Source organism: Pseudomonas silensiensis (assembly GCF_050434865.1).
Taxonomy (GTDB): domain Bacteria; phylum Pseudomonadota; class Gammaproteobacteria; order Pseudomonadales; family Pseudomonadaceae; genus Aquipseudomonas; species Aquipseudomonas fluorescens_W.
Genome location: NZ_JBNDJH010000001.1, coordinates 428,910 through 448,707, shown reverse-complemented (window position 1 = coordinate 448,707; position 19,798 = coordinate 428,910). Strand labels below are relative to the sequence as shown.

Annotated in this window: 17 protein-coding genes; 7 read left to right on the top strand and 10 right to left on the bottom strand. The window is 58.9% G+C overall.

The features are described 5' to 3' along the window. The 6 genes from QF010_RS01935 to QF010_RS01910 all read right to left on the bottom strand — a co-directional run bounded on the left by QF010_RS01935 (position 1) and on the right by QF010_RS01910 (position 7,603). Positions 1-876 carry an ABC transporter permease gene (locus QF010_RS01935; RefSeq protein WP_033062146.1) on the bottom strand — a complete coding sequence of 292 codons (876 nt, stop codon included), beginning with the start codon at positions 874-876 and terminating at the stop codon, positions 1-3. Then, positions 873-1,829 (bottom strand): ABC transporter permease, encoded by a 957-nt coding sequence (locus tag QF010_RS01930; RefSeq protein ID WP_033062145.1) that lies wholly within the window; start codon positions 1,827-1,829, stop codon positions 873-875. The genes QF010_RS01935 and QF010_RS01930 overlap by 4 nt, the downstream gene beginning before the upstream one ends. Before the next feature lie 45 nt (positions 1,830-1,874). Beyond that, positions 1,875-3,512, bottom strand: a complete 1,638-nt coding sequence (locus tag QF010_RS01925) for an ABC transporter substrate-binding protein (protein WP_429532445.1) — start codon at positions 3,510-3,512, stop codon at positions 1,875-1,877. 83 nt (positions 3,513-3,595) lie between these two features. Beyond that, positions 3,596-4,870, bottom strand: a complete 1,275-nt coding sequence (locus QF010_RS01920) for an NAD(P)/FAD-dependent oxidoreductase (RefSeq protein ID WP_429532444.1) — start codon at positions 4,868-4,870, stop codon at positions 3,596-3,598. A 57-nt stretch (positions 4,871-4,927) separates the two neighbouring features. Then, on the bottom strand, positions 4,928-5,596 hold the full coding sequence (locus QF010_RS01915) for a haloacid dehalogenase type II (protein ID WP_033062141.1): 669 nt from the start codon (positions 5,594-5,596) through the stop codon (positions 4,928-4,930). 534 nt (positions 5,597-6,130) lie between these two features. Next, positions 6,131-7,603 (bottom strand): aldehyde dehydrogenase family protein, encoded by a 1,473-nt coding sequence (locus QF010_RS01910; protein WP_429532443.1) that lies wholly within the window; start codon positions 7,601-7,603, stop codon positions 6,131-6,133. A gap of 242 nt (positions 7,604-7,845) precedes the next feature. Here QF010_RS01910 and QF010_RS01905 point away from each other — a divergent pair, with 242 nt between their 5' ends. Both QF010_RS01905 and QF010_RS01900 read left to right on the top strand, forming a co-directional pair. Further along, the gene (locus tag QF010_RS01905) at positions 7,846-8,703 is read left to right on the top strand and encodes a GNAT family N-acetyltransferase (RefSeq protein ID WP_429509673.1); all 858 of its coding nucleotides are present in this window, start codon (positions 7,846-7,848) and stop codon (positions 8,701-8,703) included. 39 nt (positions 8,704-8,742) lie between these two features. Further along, positions 8,743-9,456 carry a cupin domain-containing protein gene (locus QF010_RS01900; RefSeq protein ID WP_033062138.1) on the top strand — a complete coding sequence of 238 codons (714 nt, stop codon included), beginning with the start codon at positions 8,743-8,745 and terminating at the stop codon, positions 9,454-9,456. An 82-nt stretch (positions 9,457-9,538) separates the two neighbouring features. Here QF010_RS01900 and QF010_RS01895 read toward each other — a convergent pair whose 3' ends face one another. Both QF010_RS01895 and QF010_RS01890 read right to left on the bottom strand, forming a co-directional pair. Next, positions 9,539-10,765 (bottom strand): RtcB family protein, encoded by a 1,227-nt coding sequence (locus tag QF010_RS01895; protein WP_429532442.1) that lies wholly within the window; start codon positions 10,763-10,765, stop codon positions 9,539-9,541. 200 nt (positions 10,766-10,965) lie between these two features. Next, on the bottom strand, positions 10,966-11,901 hold the full coding sequence (locus tag QF010_RS01890) for an AraC family transcriptional regulator (RefSeq protein ID WP_429532441.1): 936 nt from the start codon (positions 11,899-11,901) through the stop codon (positions 10,966-10,968). Positions 11,902-12,070: 169 nt separating this feature from the next. On the opposite strand from QF010_RS01890, the gene QF010_RS01885 reads away from it, so the two are divergent. Together QF010_RS01885 and QF010_RS01880 are read left to right on the top strand one after the other, a co-directional pair. Further along, positions 12,071-13,093 carry an alpha/beta hydrolase gene (locus QF010_RS01885; RefSeq protein ID WP_429532440.1) on the top strand — a complete coding sequence of 341 codons (1,023 nt, stop codon included), beginning with the start codon at positions 12,071-12,073 and terminating at the stop codon, positions 13,091-13,093. Between the two features lie 85 nt (positions 13,094-13,178). Beyond that, positions 13,179-14,378, top strand: coding sequence for an MFS transporter (locus QF010_RS01880; RefSeq protein ID WP_429532439.1), 1,200 nt, complete (start codon positions 13,179-13,181; stop codon positions 14,376-14,378). Between the two features lie 73 nt (positions 14,379-14,451). Here the strand turns inward: QF010_RS01880 and QF010_RS01875 are convergent, their stop codons facing one another. Continuing rightward, positions 14,452-15,195 (bottom strand): SDR family NAD(P)-dependent oxidoreductase, encoded by a 744-nt coding sequence (locus QF010_RS01875; RefSeq protein ID WP_033062135.1) that lies wholly within the window; start codon positions 15,193-15,195, stop codon positions 14,452-14,454. 180 nt (positions 15,196-15,375) lie between these two features. On the opposite strand from QF010_RS01875, the gene QF010_RS01870 reads away from it, so the two are divergent. Continuing rightward, positions 15,376-15,708, top strand: coding sequence for a winged helix-turn-helix transcriptional regulator (locus QF010_RS01870; RefSeq protein WP_269434514.1), 333 nt, complete (start codon positions 15,376-15,378; stop codon positions 15,706-15,708). A gap of 85 nt (positions 15,709-15,793) precedes the next feature. Here the strand turns inward: QF010_RS01870 and QF010_RS01865 are convergent, their stop codons facing one another. Continuing rightward, positions 15,794-16,723, bottom strand: a complete 930-nt coding sequence (locus tag QF010_RS01865; protein WP_056743971.1) for a LysR substrate-binding domain-containing protein — start codon at positions 16,721-16,723, stop codon at positions 15,794-15,796. 229 nt (positions 16,724-16,952) lie between these two features. Here QF010_RS01865 and QF010_RS01860 point away from each other — a divergent pair, with 229 nt between their 5' ends. After that, on the top strand, positions 16,953-18,242 hold the full coding sequence (locus QF010_RS01860; RefSeq protein WP_429532438.1) for a dicarboxylate/amino acid:cation symporter: 1,290 nt from the start codon (positions 16,953-16,955) through the stop codon (positions 18,240-18,242). 10 nt (positions 18,243-18,252) lie between these two features. Further along, entirely contained in the window at positions 18,253-19,734 is a 1,482-nt protein-coding gene (cuyB, locus tag QF010_RS01855) for a cysteate racemase (RefSeq protein ID WP_429532466.1), read from the top strand. Positions 19,735-19,798: the final 64 nt, after the last annotated feature.

Genomic DNA, 19,798 nt, shown 5'->3' with positions numbered 1-19,798 from the left:
TCAATGGCCTCCCGAACGTCGACTACGTCGCGAAGACAGGCGGTCGATAAACAGATTCACACCGATGGTCAGGGTGCCGATGGCCAGGGCCGGAATCACGATGGCCGGCGCGCCCTGGTTGAGGCCGCCAATGTTTTCGCGCACCAGCGAGCCGAGGTCGGCATCCGGCGGTTGCACGCCCAGACCGAGGAAGCTCATGCCGCTGAGCAGCAACACGATGAAGCCGAAACGCAGGCCCAGGTCGGTCAGTACCGGGTTGAGCATGTTTGGCAGGATCTCCACACACGCGATGTACAGCCGACGTTCGCCGCGAGTACGGGCCACTTGCACGTATTCCAGGGCTTCGATGTTCACCGCCATGCTGCGAGCGATGCGGAACGCGCCGGGGGTGAAACTCAGCACCGCGGTGCAGATCAGTAAGGTCACCGACGAGCCGAACGCCGAGACCATGATCAGCGCCAGCATCTTGCTCGGGATCGAGATGAAGGCATCCATCAAGCGACTGATCACCTCATCCAGCCACTTCGGCGATACCACCGACAGCAGCGCGCAACTGGTACCCAGACCGCTGGCCAACACAGCCGCCACCAACGCCAGGCCGACAGTGAAGCGTGCGCCGACGAGGATGCGGCTGAGCATGTCGCGGCCCAGGTAATCGGTACCAAACGGGTAAACGGCGCTGATGCTGTCGAAGACATTGTCAGAGACCACTTCGCCCACCGGGTGCGGCGCCAGCCAGGGGCCGAAGATCGCCACCAGCAACCAGATAACACACATCGCAGCCCCGATCAGACCCAGCCAGGCCGGACCATGAGACACCTTGCCAACCGACAGGTCGGGGGTCGCTGGCGTCGATTTCACAATGAGATTGTTCATTGGTTTCTCAGCCTCGGATTGGACAGAATCGCGCACAGGTCGGCAATCAGCACCAACCCCAGGTACGCCGTGCAAAACAGCATGGTGCAGGCCTGGACCAGCGCCATGTCGCGGTTGGTCACCGCATCGACCATCAGGCTGGCGATGCCGGGGTAGTTGAAGATCGTTTCGACGATCACCACCCCGCCCAACAGGTAGGAAAGACTCAGGGCGATGGCATTGGCGATCGGCCCGATGGCATTGGGCAAGGCATGGCGCAGCACGATGCGCATCGGGCTCACGCCTTTGAGCCGGGCCATTTCTACGTAGGGACTGTCCAGTTGATCGATCACCGCCGCCCGGGTCATGCGGGCCATTTGCGCGACAATCACGCAGCACAGCGTCATCACCGGCAAGGCGTAAGTGCGCATGAATTGCCAAGGTGAGGTGATGTCACTGGCGTACGACAGCGCCGACAACCAACCCAGGTTCACTGCAAAAATCAGCACTGCCAGGGTCGCCACCAGAAACTCCGGAACGGCGACCATGGCCAGGGTGAAAAAGCTCAGGAAGCTGTCGATGCGCCCACCGCGGCCCATCGCCGAGCCGATGCCCAGAATCAACGCCACCGGCACTGACACCAGCGCCGTGGCGGCCGCCAGCATCAAGGTGTTGGGCACCCGCCCGGCCATCAACTCGCTGACCGGCATGGCGTTGGAGACCGACTGGCCCATGTCGCCGCTCAGCAGGTTCATCAGCCAATGCAGGTAACGCAACACACCGGGCTGATCCAGCCCCAGTTTCAGGCGCAACGCCGCCACCTGTTCCGGCGTGGCGAACTGCCCGAGCGATTGTTGCGCCGCGTCCCCCGGCAGTACCGCCGTGATCGCAAACACGACCATGGACACGATCAACAAAGTCACGATCGCGGCGCCCAGGCGCCGTCCGATCAACCACAGTGTGTTGCTATTCATCGCCCTACCCTCATGCAATGTCCCCGTCGCTTCAATCACTGCACGTCAAGCGTCCAGCCAGACCTGCTCGGCGAACATGTAGCCCATGAAACCGCCCAGCGGGTTGCTGCCGTAGCCTTTGATGCGCTGGTCGACACCGTCGATGTTGCTGATGAACACCGGCACGCCGATGCCGCTGTGGTCATGCACCAGGGTCTGCATGTCGGCGTACATTTTGCTGCGCTTGGCGTCGTCGGTTTCACCCCGGGCGAGCATCAGCAACTGATCGAACTGATCGTTCTGCCAGCCAGATTCGTTCCACGGCGCTTTCGACTGGAAGAACTGCGAGAACATCACGTCGGCGTTCGGCCGTGGGTTGATATTGCCGAAGCTCAACGGGTGCTTCATCCAGTGGTTGGACCAATAGCCATCGCTCGGCAGGCGGTTGACGTCGAGCTTGAGCCCGGCCTGTTTCGCCGACTGTTGCAACAGCACCGCGATGTCCACCGAGCCGGTGGCGGCCGGCGACGCGACCAGTGGCATGGTGATGCTTTCCATGCCGGCCTTCTTCAGCAGGAACTTGGCTTTTTCCGGGTCGTAGACCCGTTGCGGCAGGTCGGCGTTGTAGTAGCGCGAACCCGGAGAAATCGGATGGTCGTTACCAACCACGGCAAAGCCACGGAACACCGCGGATTTGACCTGTTCACGGTCCAGCAGGTGCTTCATGGCCTGAGTGAATTCGGCGCTTTTGCCCGGCATCTGGTCCTGGCGGATGATCAGGTCGGTGTAGTTACCCGATGGCGCATCGACGACCCGGTGTTTGGCGCTGGCCTTGATGCGCGTGGTTGAACGCGGGTTGACCTCGTTGATCATGTGTACGTCGCCCGACAACAGCGCGTTGACCCGCGACGGTTCGTCGGCAATGGCGATGAACTCGATCTCGTCGAGGTACGGCAGGCCCGGCTTCCAGTAGCCGGTATTGCGCGCGGCAATCGAGCGCACGCCCGGTTTGAATTCCTTGACCTTGAATGGCCCGGTGCCGATGCCCTGGTTGAAGTCAGTGGTGCCTTCAGGAACGATCAGAAGGTGCGACACGGCGAGGATCGAAGGCAGCTCGGCGTTCGGCGCGCTCAGGCGGATTTGAACTTCGTTGGGGCCGGTGGCTTTGATTTCTTCGAACTGCGCCATCAGCGGCATGACCTTGGAACCGGTCAGCGGATCCTTGTGGCGCGACAGCGAGTACACCACGTCGGCGGCGCTCAGGGTCTTGCCGTTGTGGAAGGTCACGTCCTTGCGCAGGGTGATGGTCCACAGCGTGGCGTCGGTGTTGTCGATGCGCTCGGCCAGTTCCAGTTGTGGCACCAAGTGGGCGTCGAAACGGGTCAGGCCGTTGTAGAACATGAAGTGGCGCACGTAGTCGGTCGACAACGCGCCTTTGGCCGGGTCGAGGGTGTCGGCGGTGGAACTGGACATGCCGGCGACGCGAATCCGCCCGCCCGGTTTGCCTTTGCCGGGGGAGGCAGCTTCTTCGGCGAACAGTTTGCCGGCGGCGCCGAACAGACTGCCTGCACCGGCAGCTGCAACACCTGCCACACCAAGCATCTGCAAGGCATTGCGGCGCGACATGCCGCGATTGAGGCCTTCAAAGACTCGCAGGCTTTCTTGGCCGGAGATCAGTTGAGAGTCGATCTTTTTGTCAGTCATATCAGTTGTACCTGTCGATAATGAGAAGGCTCAGGTTGTCCGGAGCGTTGAAACGCAAACGACGGTGACGCCACAACATCAACTCAATGCAAATAATCCTGGAAACGGTAATAGGCGCCCACAAACGGCAGGAACCACGGTTTGCCGAAATGCCCGGGAATCGCCGGCCATTCGAGTTCACGCCAAGGGTTGGCTTCGACGTTGCCGGCCATGACATCGGCCATGACCTGGCCCATGTGCACCGACATCTGCACGCCATGGCCGCTGTAGCCCATGGAGTGGTAAATCCCGCCGTGTTGACCGGCCCGGGGTAGCCGATCGGACGTCATGTCCACCAGCCCGCCCCAGCAGTAGTCGATCTTCACGTTGGCCAACTGCGGGAACATCTGCACCATCGCCGCTTGCAGCACTTTGCCGCTTTTGGCGTCGTTGACGCTGTCCGACATGGCGAACCGCGCACGGCCGCCAAACAGCAGGCGATTGTCCGGGGTCAAGCGGAAGTAGTTACCGATCATGCGGCTGGTGACATAGGCGCGGCGGCCCGGCAACAACTGCTCGATCAGCGATTGTGGAAGGACTTCGGTGGCAATCACGAAACTGCCCACCGGCACGATCCGCCGCCGATACCAGCCCAAACCACCGTGCTGACAGGCGCCCGTGGCCAGCAACACCTGACCGGCGTGCAGCGATCCTTTGCTGGTGTTGACCTGATAACCGCCGGCCCGGGCTTTCCAGTCCGTCACCGAGGTGCCTTGATGGATCAACGCGCCATGACGGGCGGCGGCTTCGGCCAAACCGACACCGAAGCGCCCGACATGCATCTGCACGCCATTACGCTGCAGCAAGCCACCGTGGAACTGGGCCGAATTGACTTCCGCGCGGGTCTGCTCGGCGGTCAGCAATTCGACGTCGGCATCGACTTCCTTGCGAATCAGTTCGCACGTCCGTGCCAGGCCCTCGTAGTGCAAGGGCTTGGCCGCCAGTTTGAGCTTGCCATTGCGAATCAGGTCGCAGGCGATTTGCTCCTGGTCCACTAATGAAACGACACTCTGCACTGCGCTTTCGTAGGCCTGGTAATAAGCCCGCGCCTTGTCGGCACCGAGGCTGGCGCTGAGCCCGGCGTAGTCCTGGGCAACGCCGGTGTTGCACTGGCCGCCATTGCGCCCCGACGCTTCACCGATGACCCTTCCGGCCTCGAGCACCACCACACTGGCGCCCTTCAAGGCCAACGCCCGGGCCGCCGCCAGGCCGGTGAAACCACCACCGACGATGGCCACGTCGACCTGCCCGGGCAATGCGCCAAGCTGAGCACCGCTGAACGCCGGTGCGGTGTCGAGCCAGTAGGATTCACTGCCCATGTCTAACCCGCCTATGCCAAAAAAAGAATGCGTTGAAGAGTGCCGTTACCGTTCGACTCAGAGACCCACCAGTGCGGCCAGCCCGCCGATGTCGGTGATCTGCTGGTAGCCGTAGAAGGCATTGCCCGGGACTTCATGGCCACGGGCGACGAAGGCCTTGTTCTTGATCTTCATGTCGTGGGCCGGCATCAGGTCGTAACGGAAGCTGGAAGACACATGCAAGATGTCTTCCGGGCCGCAGTTGAGGTTGTCGAGCATGTACTCGAACGCCGCCAGACGCGGCTTGTAGGCTTGGGCCTGTTCGGCGGTAAAGACCTTGTGGAACGGCGCGCCGAGTTTGTCGACGTTGGACATGATCTGGCTGTCGCTGGCGTTGGAGAAAATCACCAGCGGGATCTTGTCGGCGATTTTCGACAGGCCGGCCGGCACATCGGGGTGCGGGCCCCAGGTCGGGACGGCGTCGTAATACAGCTGACCTTCGTCACGGTACTCGACGCCCCAGCGCTTGCAGGTCCGCGCCAGTGCGGTTTTGAGAATCTCGTCATAGGGCATCCAGTCACCCATGACCTGGTCCAGGCGGTAGGCCGAGAAGTCCTTGACGAACTGATCCATCTGCTCGGGCTTCACGCGATCGGCGAACAGTTCGCGAGTCATCGTGCCCATGTGGAAATTGGTCAGCGTACCGTAGCAGTCGAACGTAATGAATTTGGGGCGAAGAAAGCTCATTGAGTGCGGTCCTGAAGTTCGTTGAGGTCATGGCGTGACAAGCATTTGCTCCGTTACCGAAGCTGTGATGCAACGCTGCAGCACACCGTCATTACAACACTGTGAAATCAGCAGATGGCGTTAAAAGCGACCTTCGCTCGATACAAACCACCGTTTTAGCGCCCACCCTCAGCAGACTTTGCGGCGCGCACAAGCCTTGGGCAAACCCCGTATTTGTGCGCTCTTATGGGCCTTTATAGCCCTGCAAGGGCCGATCACGCACCGATCTGCCGCAGAACCTGCGCCGGGCTGAACGAAAACGGGCGCTTCCTTGCGGAAGCGCCCGTTTGGGTGCGGTTTGAAACTCATCGACGCTCTACGGATGCTTGCCCCTACCCGAGGTAGCAGCTGCCGAGCCTGCGAGGCTGCGTTCGGCGGCGAAGCCGTCGTGAATTCAAGCACCGCGGTCTTTCAGATAAATCGTATGCACAGGTTTTACGACTGCTTCGCCGCCGAACGCAGCCTCGCAGGCTCGGCAGCTGCTACAGATTGCGTTTACTGGACGATATCGATCAGCACACTCTTGAAACGTAAGTTGGCTTCGAACGCTTCGCGCCCCAGGTCCTTGCCGATGCCGGAGCGTTTGTAGCCGCCAGTCGGCAGGATGTAATCGTTACTGCGCCCGTAACGGTTGACCCACACCGTCCCCGCCTCCAGCCGCCGGACCAGACGCAGGGCGCGATTGATATCGGCGGTGTGTACGCCCGCCGCCAAGCCGTAGGTGGCATGCGCGGCCAGACTCAGCGCCTGCTCTTCATCATCGAATGCCTGCACCGTCAGCACCGGGCCGAAGATTTCTTCGCAGATGGCCGGATTCTCATTGTCCAGCCCCGTCAGCAAGGTCGGTTGGTAGTAAGCCCCGCCCAGCCCTTCAAACACTCCGCCGCCGGTCAGCACTTCAGCGCCGGCCTGACGCGAGCGTTGGACGATGCCGTCGATGCGGCTGGCTTGCAGTCGGGAAATGATCGGTGACAACGTGCTCTCGGAGGACCAGGTCGGCCCCGGGCGCAGTTCCTCGAAATACGCCTGCAAATGCGCGATAAACGGTTCCATGATCGAGCGCTGGATCAACAACCGCGAACCGGACACGCACACCTGCCCGGCGTTGCCGGTGATGGCCAGCGCCACAGTGCGCGCGGTTTTCGCGATGTCCGGCACGTCGGCGAATACCAGCTGCGGGCTCTTGCCGCCGAGTTCCAGTGTCACCGGTTTCGGCCCCACCAGCGCGCAGGTCGACATGATGCTCGACCCGGTCGCCGTGGACCCGGTGAACGTCACCTTGGCCACTCGCGGATGGCGACACAAGGCATCGCCCGTGATGCGGCCATCGCCCTGAATCACGTTGAAAATCCCTGCCGGAATGCCCGCCTGCAATGCCAGTTCGGCAAAGCGCAGGCTGGAGAACGGCGTCAGCTCCGAAGGTTTGAGCACCACGGCATTACCGGCGGCCAACGCCGGGGCGACTTTCCAGGAGGCCATGCTCAAGGGGAAATTCCACGGTGCGATGGCGGCAATGACGCCGTAGGGCTCGGCGATCTGCATGCCCAGTCGATCGGTCTGGGTCGCCGCTACATGGCCGCCATGCTTGTCCGCCAGTTCGGCGAAAAAGCGAATGCCTTCGGCGACATAAGGAATATCCCAGGCGATCACATCTTTATGAGGACGCGTCGAGCCCACGGCTTCCAGCGGTGCCAGGATGGCAGCGTCCGCCTCGATCAGATCGGCCCAGCGGCGCATCACCCGCGCCCGCTCCCGCGGTGGACGGCTGGCCCAGTCACTGCGGTTGAACGCCTGCCAGGCATCAGTGACCGCTTCATCCACCAGGTCGGCATCGGCGATTGGCAACTGAGCATAGACCCGGCCGTCAGAGGGCCGTACCACCTCAAGCCCGGGTTGTGCATCTCGGTACTTTCCGGCAATGAAGTGAGCGCTGCGCACAGCGATAAGGCGGGGATCGAAGCTATCCATGGAGCACTCCAAATAGGGGACGACGCGTCGTGAACTCAGGTCTCCATCGTAGAAAAAAAGCCCTGGCATTTGCTGCCGACCTTGCGGTGCATTTAAGTAGTAAGTGTGGTCTGCCGGCCTCGGGCTTGCGGAATCTGCCGAATGCTCAAGCCCCCCTTGTCAGGCCTTCACACAGATGGGATACAGGCACCATCGCGCTGGAAATCCGGTCGCTCGCGCAAACTGTCCAACGGAGACTCGCCATGTCCGCCTTGCAACAACCTGCTTATGTCTATCGGCCAATGACGGCCGCCGACCTGCCCTCGGCCCACGCCTTGTCCGTGCAGTTGAAGTGGCCCCATCGCCAGGACGACTGGGCCATGTTGCAACGGGTCAGCGACGGTTTTGTGGTGCTCGATGGCGAGCGTCTGATCGGCACCGCATTCGCCTGCCCCCAGGGTGGCTTCACCACCATCGGCCTGGTGATCGTCAGCGATGACTATCAAGGCAAGGGCATCGGCCGCAAGCTCATGGAACAGGCCCTGGATGCCTGCCAGTCACGCACCCCGATGCTCAACGCCACACTGGCCGGCGCGCCGTTGTATGCCAGCCAGGGCTTTGTCGAATTCGGCCGGATTCAGCAGCATCAGGGCAACGCCAATGCGCCTACACCCGCCGCACTGGCCGACGGCGAACACTGCCGTGTGCTGAACGCGGCGGATCAGGCTCGCGTGCTGGCTTTGGCCAACGCCGGCAGCGGGTTGGATCGCAAAGCGGTACTCGCTGATCTGTTTGAGGTGGTCGAGCATTCGGTGGGGATCGAACGCGACGGCCAGTTATGTGCCTTCGCTTTGTTGCGTCCTTTCGGCCGTGGTCGTTGTATCGGCCCGGTGGTCGCCGAAAACCTCGAGCAGGCCAAACACCTGATCGCCGTTTTACTGGCGCAAGTACCGGATGCCTTCGTGCGCATCGACATTCCGGCAGACAGCGGCCTGGGCGAATGGCTGGCGTCGGCGGGTTTGAAGCAGGTCGATACCGTGGCGCAAATGGCCAAGGGCACGCCACCGCAAACAGCCAATGGCGTTCAGCAGTTCGCTGTGGTGACTCAAGCCATTGGCTGATCGCTATCTCTCATCATCGTTTTATGGAGCGTCACCCGTATGTCTGAACCTACCGTTCTGCTGTTGGCTCGCGCCGACGGCAGCCGCGTTACCACGTCTTTTACAGCAGCGTCTTTGGGTGGTTTCGATCCGTTCAAGGACGGGCGCCAGGTGGCCTACAACGGCCCGGATGGCGTGTCAGCGGGCATCGTGCACATCAGCGGAACGCTTGATAGCGATGACTTTCCGCACACCGAAGTGATCGTGGTCCACGCCGGCCATGTCGTGCTGCAATCCGAGATGCAGACCCTGGAACTGGGTGTCGGCGCCAGCGCCGTGATCGGTCGCGGTACAGCGCTGCGACTTCAGGCTCATGCTGATACGTGCTGGGCCTTTTGTGCCGTCACCAGCCCCACCGCAAACCCGACACCCGGCCTGACCGCGCTCGATCCTCTGGACATGCTCTCGCCTTCGCTCGCACCGGAACCGCAGATTTTGATCGGGCCGACGCCGCAATGCCGCTCACACAATGCCTTCGAAGACGACGCCACCCACCTGCGCGTCGGCGTTTGGGATTCGACACCGTATGAGCGTCACGGCCGGCCCCACAAACTTCATGAGCTGATGAACCTGATCGAAGGCAGCGTCACCCTGCTGACGCCTGATGGAACCAGCGTGGAGGTCAACACCGGCGACAGCGTGTTTGTGCCGCTCGGTGCACCGTGCGCGTGGAAAAGTACGCGGTATGTGCGCAAGTTCTACGCGGTGAAGTAGTGGCGTAGTGTCTTCCTGAGTGCGCGGCAGTTCGGGCAGGGTACGCTCCACTGCTGCGGCGATGAACGCGTGCCCATTTTCCCTATCCTTTTACGCACACCACCTGACGCAAGGTGTGCAACACTTCCACTAACTCGCGTTGGGCGTGCATGATGTGGTCGATGTCCTTGTAGGCCATCGGAATTTCATCGATGACGGCAGCGTCCTTGCGGCACTCCACGTGGGCGGTGGCACGGATCTGGTCTTCGACGGTGAACAGGCTTTTCGCTTTGGTGCGACTCATGGTGCGGCCTGCGCCATGGCTGCAGGAGCAGAAGGAATCCTCGTTACCCAGCCCGCGGACGATGAAGCTTTTTGCGCCCATCGATCCCGGAATAATCCCCAACTCGCCCTTCTTCGCCGACACCGCGCCTTTGCGGGTGACCAGAATTTCCTGACCAAAATGCTGTTCTTTCTGCACGTAGTTGTGGTGGCAGTTCACCGCTTCCAGCGCCACCTCAAAAGGCTTGTTGATCACTTTTCGGGTCGCCTGAATCACCGCTTGCATCATCAATGCACGGTTCTGCCTGGCGAAGTCCTGAGCCCAGCCGACCGCTTCGACGTAGTCATCGAAATGCCGGCTGCCCTCTTTAAAGTAAGCCAGGTCACGGTCCGGCAGATTGGCGAGGTGCTGACGCATGTCCGCCTGAGCCATTTGAATGAACAGGTTGCCGATAGCGTTGCCGACGCCACGGGAACCGCTGTGCAGCATGAACCAGACCCGGTTGGTTTCATCCAGGCACACCTCGATGAAGTGGTTCCCGCTGCCCAACGTGCCCAAGTGCCCACGGTTATTGGTGTTGGCGAGTTTCGGGTACTTGCCGGTGATCGCCTTGAACCGCGAGTCCAGTGCCGCCCAGGCTCGGTCCGCCTGATGCGGAACGCTGTCCCAGGCGCCCTTGTCCCGAGCGCCGCGCCCCCCGGTGCGGCCATGGGGCACCGCTTTCTCGATTGCGCAACGCAAGCCATGCAGGTTGTCCGGCAAATCGCTGGCGGTCAGCGACGTGCACGCGGCGATCATCCCGCAACCAATATCCACCCCGACTGCGGCCGGAATGATCGCGCCAACCGTGGGAATCACGCTGCCGATGGTCGAACCCTTGCCCAGGTGTACGTCGGGCATCACGGCCAGATGCTTGAAGATGAACGGCATCTTGGCGGTGTTCATCAATTGCTGCCTGGCTTCGTTTTCTACCGGGACGCCTTCGGTCCAGAGCTTGATCGGTTTACCGTTGGCGACTTCCAGCAGTTGGTAGGTAGGTGCTTGCATGACTTCGATTCTTTTCGGTTGGTCGACTGTTCGACGTGGCGTCGCTTTGATTTTCCTACTTCGCGGAGAAAAGGGGACAAATTTATTGACTCACCGTGTTCCCGCCTCCTGGCAGTCGATTGTCATCGGCAGGAAGCGCTCAATCACCGCGATAGTGCATTTCATGAATTTGAATCTGTCACTGCGCCCCCATTGATTTCTCACGACGGCTTTCGCGTTGCAGTGCCATTGGCGTTGCCACGCAACACCGCAATATCCCGCTTGGGGGGTACGCCATACAGACGGCTGTATTCGCGGCTGAACTGGGACGGACTTTCATATCCGACCTTGTAAGCCGCACTGGATACGTCCTGATGTTCATTGAGCATCAAACGCCTTGCCTCGTTCAGTCGCAGCCATTTCTGGTATTGCAACGGGCTCATTGTGGTGAGTTGGCGGAAGTGGTGGTGAAAGGTCGGGGTGCTCATCTGCACTCGGGCCGCAAGCTCCTCGACGCGAAGCGCCGAGGTGTAATTCAACTTCAACCAATCGATGGCTTTGGCGATCCGATAACCTTGGCCATCGACAGACGTTATTTGTCGAAGCCGGCTCGCCTGATCACTCTGCAAGAGACGGTAGTGAATCTCGCGCTGGATCAAGGGGGCGAGAATGGGGATGGACTCCGGCTCATCGAGCAGTGCCAATAAGCGCCCGAATGACCCCAGCATTGCAGGGGTCACTGAACCAATTCCTACCCCCTTCGCAACTGAACGATCACGGGTTGGCGGCAGACCGCTTTGCGCTATCAGCTCTGCCAGCATGCGCAGATCGAGTTTCAACGTCAGCCCCAGGCATGGCTGTTCCGGGCTTGCTGCCAGCACTTCTGAATTGGCCGGCAAGTCCAATGAGGTGATCAGAAAACGCGACGTGTCATACGGGTAACCCTCGCCCCCCACCCAGAGCTGCTTCTCCCCCCGGGCGACAATGATGATGCTTGGCTCGACCATGCAGACGACGGGCGGCGATGGATGTTCGCGCCTGAAGAAGCCGAGGCCCGCAATGGGCGTTCCGAAATCCCCTGGTCTGGAAACCTGCGTGCCAATGACTTGGGCGAGCGCTTCCTGGGGCGATGTGGCGGTTGCGTATTGGGTCGTCATGTTCATCTCGTACCTCTCGCTGAACTGTATCTCGCCAGCACACGACCGTCCTGCAAAAAAACAGAGACTCATAGAATCAGGCAAGTAATCCAGCGCAATGCACTACAGGGAGTTTGGGCAGCACCGGAGAATGTTCATCCGACAACTATTCAATCGGAAGGAATATCCAGTGAAAGGAATTTTGCTTGCCCTGGGGCTTCTCGTTACCTCGTTTTCTTCAATGGGAGCCGATATGTCAAACGGTGCGGACAACTTCTACAAAAGCGACAAGGTGACCGTAGAAAAGGTCACTTTCAAGAATCAATACGGTATGAAGGTGGCGGGTAACCTGTTCACCCCGAAAGACCTCGATCCCGAATCCAGGAACGCTGCCATCATCGTCGGCCATCCCATGGGGGCGGTGAAGGAGCAGAGCGCAAACTTGTATGCCACCAAAATGGCCGAACAAGGATTTGTCACATTGTCGCTGGACTTGTCCTTCTGGGGCGAAAGCGAGGGCACGCCTCGCCATGCAGTCTCGCCAGATATCTACGCGGAAGACTTCAGTGCTGCTGTCGATTTTCTCGGCACTCGACCGATTGTCGACCGTGAGCGAATCGGCGTCCTCGGCATCTGCGGCAGTGGCAGCTTCGCTATCAGTGCGGCCAAGATTGATCCGCGTCTCAAGGCCATCGCCACCGTCAGCATGTACGACATGGGGGCGGCCAATCGTAATGGTCTCAAGCACGGCGTAACGGCTGAACAACGCCAGCAGATCATTCGCGAAGCGGCGCAACAGCGCGATGTGGAGTTCCAGGGTGGGCAGACCCGCTATACCAGCGGCTCACCACTCAAGCTGACCGGCAACGCCGTGGGTGACGAGTTCTACGACTTCTACCGCACGCCGCGAGGGGAAGTCACTCCGGCCGGCGCATCGGCGCAGACAACCACCATGCCGACGCTGACCAGTAACGTGAAGTTCATGAACTTCTATCCGTTCAATGACATCGAGAGCATTTCCCCGCGCCCACTGCTGTTTATTTCCGGTGCCCAGGCACATTCACGCGAGTTCAGCGAGGATGCCTACAAGCGAGCCGCCGAGCCTAAAGAGCTGCTCATCATTCCAGATGCCGGACACGTGGATCTTTACGACCGGGTCAACCTCATTCCATTCGCCAGGTTGACCACGTTCTTCAAAAGCAACCTGAAGTAGCCTGATCGGTGCCCTCGCCGGGCACCGGTTCTCTCGTAGCCTCGTTGCCGGGGCTGCGACGCTTCGCGCAATACAGGATTCAAAAATGACTGATCACCTCCTCCCAGTGCCTCATAAATCGTGGGGCGCCGTATTCGCCATGTCGCTCGCCGCCTTCGTGCTCGTGGCGTCGGAGTTCATGCCCGTCAGCCTGCTGACACCTATAGCCGCAGATCTGCATATCACCGAGGGGCAAGCCGGCCAGGGAATCTCCGTCTCGGGGCTGTTTGCCTTGTTCACCAGTCTTCTGATCGCATCGGTGGCGACGCGGGTTGCGCGTAAGCCGCTGCTCCTTTCACTGACACTGTTGATGATCCTTTCCGGAACAGTGGTCGCGTTCGCGCCGAACTACTGGGTATTCATGATCGGCCGCGCGCTGATCGGTGTTGCGATAGGTGGGTTCTGGTCATTGTCGGCGGCAACCGCCATGCGCTTGGTGCCTGATGACCAAATCACTCGCGCAATGGCAATCGTCAACGGCGGCAACGCTTTGGCGACAGTGATTGCAGCGCCTTTGGGCAGTTTTCTCGGCGCCTTGATCGGCTGGCGCGGTGCATTCTTGTGCGTCATTCCGGTCGCGGTAGTCGCCTCTGTCTGGCTTTTGTTCAGCCTTCCGGCGATGAAGTCGCAAAGCGGTTCAGGCACTGGAAACGTCTTCAGGTTGATGAAGAGCCTACCGGTCGCGTTAGGCATGGTGGCGGTCAGTGTCTTCTTCATGGGCCAGTTCATGCTGTTTACCTATTTGCGCCCGTTCCTTGAAACGGTCACGCACGTCAGTGTTTCCATGCTGTCGCTGATGTTGCTTGTCCTGGGTCTGGCGGGCCTCGCGGGAACCTTTTTGATTGAAGCGTTCTTGAAAAATGGCCTGCATCGAACCCTCGTCGTCATCCCGATCTTGATGGCGGTGATTGCACTGGCGCTTGTTTCATTCGGTAGCTCGGTGGCCACCACGACTGTCTTGCTTGGCCTCTGGGGCCTGGTTGCGACTGCTGCGCCCGTGGGATGGTGGACATGGTTGGCAAGAACGTTACCAGACGCTGCTGAAGCGGGAGGCGGCTTAATGGTGGCGATCATCCAACTGGCCATTGCGTCTGGCGCAACCATTGGCGGACTGGTCTTTGACCTAAGCGGTTATCGAGCGACGTTCGAGTTGAGCGCGACTTTGCTGGGCGTGGCGGCCGTTCTTGCCTTCCTGGCTGCACGCGCAGCATCACAGGAGCCTCTTGCATCGGCGAACATCGCTTGAAATAACCACAAGACACGCCAAGGCATGCCTTGTGGTTTAGATTGAGCACACGTTCGAACGTTAGACGTTAAGGTCAGCGTGCGCTGTCGATGATTTGACCACCGTCCGGCGTCAGGCTGTATCCCGTCAGGAATTGTGCATCCTTGCTGGCGAGGAATAGCACGACCGGCGCAATGTCCTCTTCGGGTGATCCATAACGGCCAAGTACGTTAGTGGGCGCTGGCACCTCTGCCGCGGTACCCCAAGTGTCTGCGACCGGCATGACATTGTTGACAGTAATCTTGTCAGCCCCCCACTCCCTTGCCGCCGAGCGAGTCAAGGCACGCACCGCCTCCTTTGCCATGTTGTAGGGGGCGTATCCTTGCAGGCCAATGACACCGGCCAGCGAGGCGAAGTTAATGACCCTGCCCTCCCCGCTGGCTTTGAGGTGGGGGTAACAGGCTTGCATCGTGCGCAGATAGGCAATAGGCCCCATTTCCAGATTGCGTTGCAATTGCTCGGCCGACAGATCGAGAACCGATGAAAGAACAACCGAGGGGTCGAAGGCATTGTTCACAAGAATATCGATCCGGCCATACGCAGCCACCACCGCTTCTACGGCAGCTTTGATTTGATCCGGGTCGGCGATATCACAGACTACTCCGAGGGCGATCCCGCCCGTAGCCTGGATCTCAGCGACAACTGCAGCGACATTTTCAGCCGTGCGTGAAACGACCGCTACCTTCGCGCCTTCCTCCGCGAAAAGCTTCGCTGTGGCTCGGCCGATGCCGCGGCCGGCGCCAGTGACAATGGCAACTTTTCCATTGAGTCGGGACATGTTGATCTCCAATCAGTCAGGGGTTACTTGATATGCCGTGGTTACTTGGCCGTAAGGTGAATGAGTCGACTCAGGTCAAAGATGTCGCCTAATATGAAAAGCCACAAGTAGGATGAAAAAGTGGTGCTTAGTATGGAAAACCAGACTATTGGTGACGATCAGATCAACATGCACGAGGAAATGCGCCGTGCATTTGCGCTGCTTTCAGGCAAGTGGAAACTGGAAATCATGTGGTTATTGAACCAGCGAATCTATCGTTTCGGAGAACTGCGCAAGGCGATCAACGGCATCACCCAGCACATGCTGACAGCGCAACTTCGTGAGCTCGAAAACGATGGCCTGGTAGTGCGAACAGTCTTCGCCGAAGTGCCCCCGCGCGTCGAGTATGAGATGACGGCAAAGGCCCGTGCGCTCGGGCCGACGATGGAAGCACTCGCGTTATGGTGGAGCGAGTATGGGAAGAGCGTGCCGGTGAAGCCAGGCTCGCGCGGACGCAAGCCCAAAAGCACTTAAGTATGGCTCGATGCACGCCAGTTGCGCCTTGAGTGCGACCGCTTTTCTTCAATCGAGGGATAGTTCTCGAGCCTCGAAGCTTCGATCAGTTGGCTATTTTTCCATGGAGATCGCGGGAAGCTCCTTCGAGGGTTTTCCATAAGCTGCGCATCGTAGGGTTCTCATTGGTGATGGAGCAGTAGGAACGTATCTCCAGTCGCGTACTCCATTCATCACCACCCGCTTTTACCAACTGACCTCGCTGAAGCTCGTCAATGACGGCGCTTTGTGGCAACCACGCCACGCCATACCCCTCTATTGCCATGCGCATCAAAAGCATCGCCATGTCGGCCTCATAGCACCGCTCCAGCACACTCACACTTGGGCCATTTTTGATGACTATGTCTGCTACGCGGCCTAAAAAAGTGGTGGCCGTATAGGCGAGGTGAGGCACAGCTTTGGCTGAGGTACCGGGCAAGCGATACAGCGGTTGCCCGTTGTTGTCAGGGGCACATAACGGAATAAAGGCGTCATGTCCCAACGTCAGGCAACCGAATTTTTCCGGGTCTAAAAGAATGGGTGCCAAGGGATGGTGGTAGACGATCATCAGATCGCAACTCCCCTCCTCCAAGGCTATAACGGCGTCATGAATGTTCGCTGCAACGACTCGGGCGTTGAACTGCTCATTGTGCTGCTGAAATTGGGTTAGCCATTTCGGTAGAAACGTCATTGAAAGACTGTGACCAGCAGTGACCTGGATGGATCGCCCGGGCATTCGCTCAACCTCTCGCAGGGCTGAACGCAGTCTCAATAACCCCGCCAATGCCTCGCGGCCCTCTTCACAAAAACTTCGCCCCGCCGGCGTGAGCTGAACGGGATACGTTCCGCGATCCACCAACTCTGCTCCGACCCATTCCTCAAGTGATCGTATGCGACGCGACAGTGCTGACTGGGTCACGCACCGTACTTCCGCAGCACGAGAAAAGTTTTTCCACTCGGAAATCGCTAAAAGATCATCTAACCATTTGATTTGCATAACGGCACCTCATGCCCCGAATGCGCAGTGTACTGCGCCTCAGTCAGGACAAAGCAGCAGTTTCCAAAACTATTCCAAAAGCGCATGAGGCTATCGGGATTACTCATCACGACGTGTCAAACCCGCCCCTAGAATCGTAAACGTTGAAGCGACGCCAGAAAGCTTCGACCCAATGACACTTGTCTCCTGCCAAGTAACAAAAGCAAAAAAACCACTTGAGGAAAGCTCCGTGAAGAAAAATAAACTTCCGCGTCGGATCGCAATCAGCATCGCCTTAGGCGTGCTTGTCGGTTGGGCGTGTCACCATTTCGCAGGGAGCGAACAAAGCGCCAAAGAGATCGCCTCTTACTTCTCGATGGTCACCGACATCTTTTTACGCATGATCAAGATGATCATCGCGCCGCTGGTATTCGCGACCTTGGTCGGCGGCATCGCGAGTATGGGTAACTCCCGCTCCGTTGGCCTGATTGGCCTGAGAGCCATGACCTGGTTCGTCACCGCTTCGGTGATCTCGCTGGCCATCGGCATGGGCCTGGTCAACCTGTTCCAACCGGGTGCGGGACTGAACATGGAGGTTGTCCAGCATGCGGCAAGTCCCGTGGTGGTCAACACCGGGGATTTCAGCCTCAAGGTTTTCATCAGTCACGTGTTCCCTCGCAGCATTGCTGAAGCAATGGCCAACAACGAAATCCTGCAAATCGTGGTGTTCTCGTTGTTCTTCGGGTTTGCCTTGGCGGGTGTGAAGCGAGCGGGTTACACAACGATTGTCGATGGCATCGAAGAGCTGGCCAAGGTGATGTTCAAGGTCACTGACTACGTCATGGCCTTCGCGCCCATTGGAGTGTTCGCAGCCATCGCATCGGCTATCACCACGCAAGGTCTCGGCTTGATAGTCGATTACGGAAAACTGATTGCCGAGTTCTACTTGGGCATTGTGATTCTGTGGTGCGTGTTGTTCGCTGCCGGCTACCTGTTCCTGGGTCGCTCAGTGTTTACTTTGGGCAAGCTCATTCGCGAACCCATCCTCCTCGCATTTTCCACTGCCAGCAGCGAATCCGCTTACCCGAAAACCATGGAGGCACTGGAGAAATTTGGTGCGCCCAAGCGCGTATCCAGCTTCGTCCTTCCGTTGGGGTACTCATTCAATCTTGATGGTTCGATGATGTATCAAGCGTTCGCCATCATGTTCATTGCTCAGGCCTACAACGTCGACTTGAGCTTCACACAGCAACTGCTGATCTTGCTGACGCTGATGATCACCAGCAAGGGAATGGCGGGTGTAGCCCGAGCATCGGTGGTCGTGGTGGCGGCTACGTTACCCATGTTCAATCTTCCCGAAGCCGGCATTTTGCTGATCCTTGGCATTGACCAATTCCTTGATATGGCCAGGACTGCCACCAACGTGGTTGGCAACAGCATAGCGACGGCTGTGGTTGCCAAATCAGAACCGCATGAAGAAGCTGAAGACGCGCCCGGCACTGAATCTCCCCTCCCAATTCATACTGCAGCCACCGCCTGAGAAACTGAAAATGAAAGGTAAATCGAAGCCGTCCAGCGGGTCATCGTTTGCTCGCAAACTGGGTATCGTCGGCGGGCTTGGCTCACTGGCCGGCGGCGATCTTTTCTACAAACTGGTGAAGTCCAGAGCTGTTTTGGAGGATCAAGGTCGCTATCACTTTCTGTTTGAACAACACCCGTTCAAGGACGTGCTGATGCCGCTTGATCAGGGTGCCAACATGACCTCCAGAAAGTTTTACGTATTTCAGGTTTGCCAGACGTTCGAGGCGAGCGAAGTCAATGCAGTCTTGTTGCCTTGTTTTGCCAGCCACACCTTTCGGGAGGAGATCCAGGAGGAAATCGGGATACCCGTTCTGGATATGATGGCGGCGTTACGCAAGCACGTGGATCATGTCGCTGCCCCTGGTACGACACTGGGCATCATCGCGTCCGACTATGTCAGGTATTCCGGGTTGTTTGAGCGCTATTTCGGCACAGATTTCAAGCTCGTTTATCCTGACGAAAGCGAGCAATCTGGCTTGATGGACGCCATGTACGGGGTTAACGGCATCAAAGATGGATTCCTTGACGGGGTACCACTCGAATGTGTTTATCAGGCCTGTCTGTCGCTTCAGGATCAGGGGGCCACAATCATCCTGCCTGGCATGACGGAGCTTTCGTTGGTCTGCGGTGATCTTCAACGGCGTGGCTTGACTGTCCTGGATATCAACGAGATTTATGCCGCTTTCGCCACCTTGGAGAAAGGCCAGTCGACTCGTCCGCCTTTCAAGCTTGGGATTGTCGGTGGAGTTGGGCCAGCGGCAACGGTCGACTTCATGGGTAAGGTTGTGGCGCACACACCGGCAGGTCGCGATCAGGAACACATCAAAATGGTGGTGGAACAGAACCCCCAGATCCCTGATCGCACAGCCAACCTGCTGTACAACGAAACTGATCCGACGATGGCGATGTACGCAACGTGCAAGCGACTGGAAAGCGCCGGCGCCAATGCCATTGCGATTCCGTGCAACACAGCTCACGCCTTTGTTGAGCGCATCCAGGCGCACCTGCGTGTGCCTATCGTGAATATGCTGACTGAAACGGTGGAGGCTATCGTGCAGCGGTACGGCGCCGGCAAAACCGTCGGGCTGCTAGCGACCTCAGGCACCCTCAAAAGTCAGGTTTATCACCAGGCAGCTCGGCAAGCAGGGCTTCAAATAATTACCCCCGGTGTGGATTACCAAGCGCTGGTTATGGAGGCCATTTACGGAGCGCACGGCATCAAGGCGGGTTTCACAGGGGGCATCTGCAAAGACCAGCTCCTGACTGCGGCAGAACACTTATGTGAATTGGGCGCTGATGTGCTCATCCTGGGATGTACGGAGCTACCTCTGGTGCTTGCGCATAGCGAATCCTTCATGATTAAAAATCATGAGGTCGCATTGGTCGACCCGACAACCATTTTGGCATTGAAGTGCATTGAGCTTGCCCGAGTAGCGCTCAGTACACCGTAGAAAAACAGCCGCGACACTTTTCTCCTGTCAGCACCGATAACAGAAACGCCGCTCAGTGAGCGGC

What these genes read in the sequence shown, in the direction of transcription:
- QF010_RS01935 (WP_033062146.1), bottom strand. Translation starts at nt 876, where the DNA reads ATGAACAATCTCATTGTGAAATCGACGCCAGCGACCCCCGACCTGTCG.
- QF010_RS01930 (WP_033062145.1), bottom strand. Translation starts at nt 1,829, where the DNA reads ATGAATAGCAACACACTGTGGTTGATCGGACGGCGCCTGGGCGCCGCG.
- QF010_RS01925 (WP_429532445.1), bottom strand. Translation starts at nt 3,512, where the DNA reads ATGACTGACAAAAAGATCGACTCTCAACTGATCTCCGGCCAAGAAAGC.
- QF010_RS01920 (WP_429532444.1), bottom strand. Translation starts at nt 4,870, where the DNA reads ATGGGCAGTGAATCCTACTGGCTCGACACCGCACCGGCGTTCAGCGGT.
- QF010_RS01915 (WP_033062141.1), bottom strand. Translation starts at nt 5,596, where the DNA reads ATGAGCTTTCTTCGCCCCAAATTCATTACGTTCGACTGCTACGGTACG.
- QF010_RS01910 (WP_429532443.1), bottom strand. Translation starts at nt 7,603, where the DNA reads ATGGATAGCTTCGATCCCCGCCTTATCGCTGTGCGCAGCGCTCACTTC.
- QF010_RS01905 (WP_429509673.1), top strand. Translation starts at nt 7,846, where the DNA reads ATGTCCGCCTTGCAACAACCTGCTTATGTCTATCGGCCAATGACGGCC.
- QF010_RS01900 (WP_033062138.1), top strand. Translation starts at nt 8,743, where the DNA reads ATGTCTGAACCTACCGTTCTGCTGTTGGCTCGCGCCGACGGCAGCCGC.
- QF010_RS01895 (WP_429532442.1), bottom strand. Translation starts at nt 10,765, where the DNA reads ATGCAAGCACCTACCTACCAACTGCTGGAAGTCGCCAACGGTAAACCG.
- QF010_RS01890 (WP_429532441.1), bottom strand. Translation starts at nt 11,901, where the DNA reads ATGACGACCCAATACGCAACCGCCACATCGCCCCAGGAAGCGCTCGCC.
- QF010_RS01880 (WP_429532439.1), top strand. Translation starts at nt 13,179, where the DNA reads ATGACTGATCACCTCCTCCCAGTGCCTCATAAATCGTGGGGCGCCGTA.
- QF010_RS01875 (WP_033062135.1), bottom strand. Translation starts at nt 15,195, where the DNA reads ATGTCCCGACTCAATGGAAAAGTTGCCATTGTCACTGGCGCCGGCCGC.
- QF010_RS01870 (WP_269434514.1), top strand. Translation starts at nt 15,376, where the DNA reads ATGCGCCGTGCATTTGCGCTGCTTTCAGGCAAGTGGAAACTGGAAATC.
- QF010_RS01865 (WP_056743971.1), bottom strand. Translation starts at nt 16,723, where the DNA reads ATGCAAATCAAATGGTTAGATGATCTTTTAGCGATTTCCGAGTGGAAA.
- cuyB (WP_429532466.1), top strand. Translation starts at nt 18,253, where the DNA reads ATGAAAGGTAAATCGAAGCCGTCCAGCGGGTCATCGTTTGCTCGCAAA.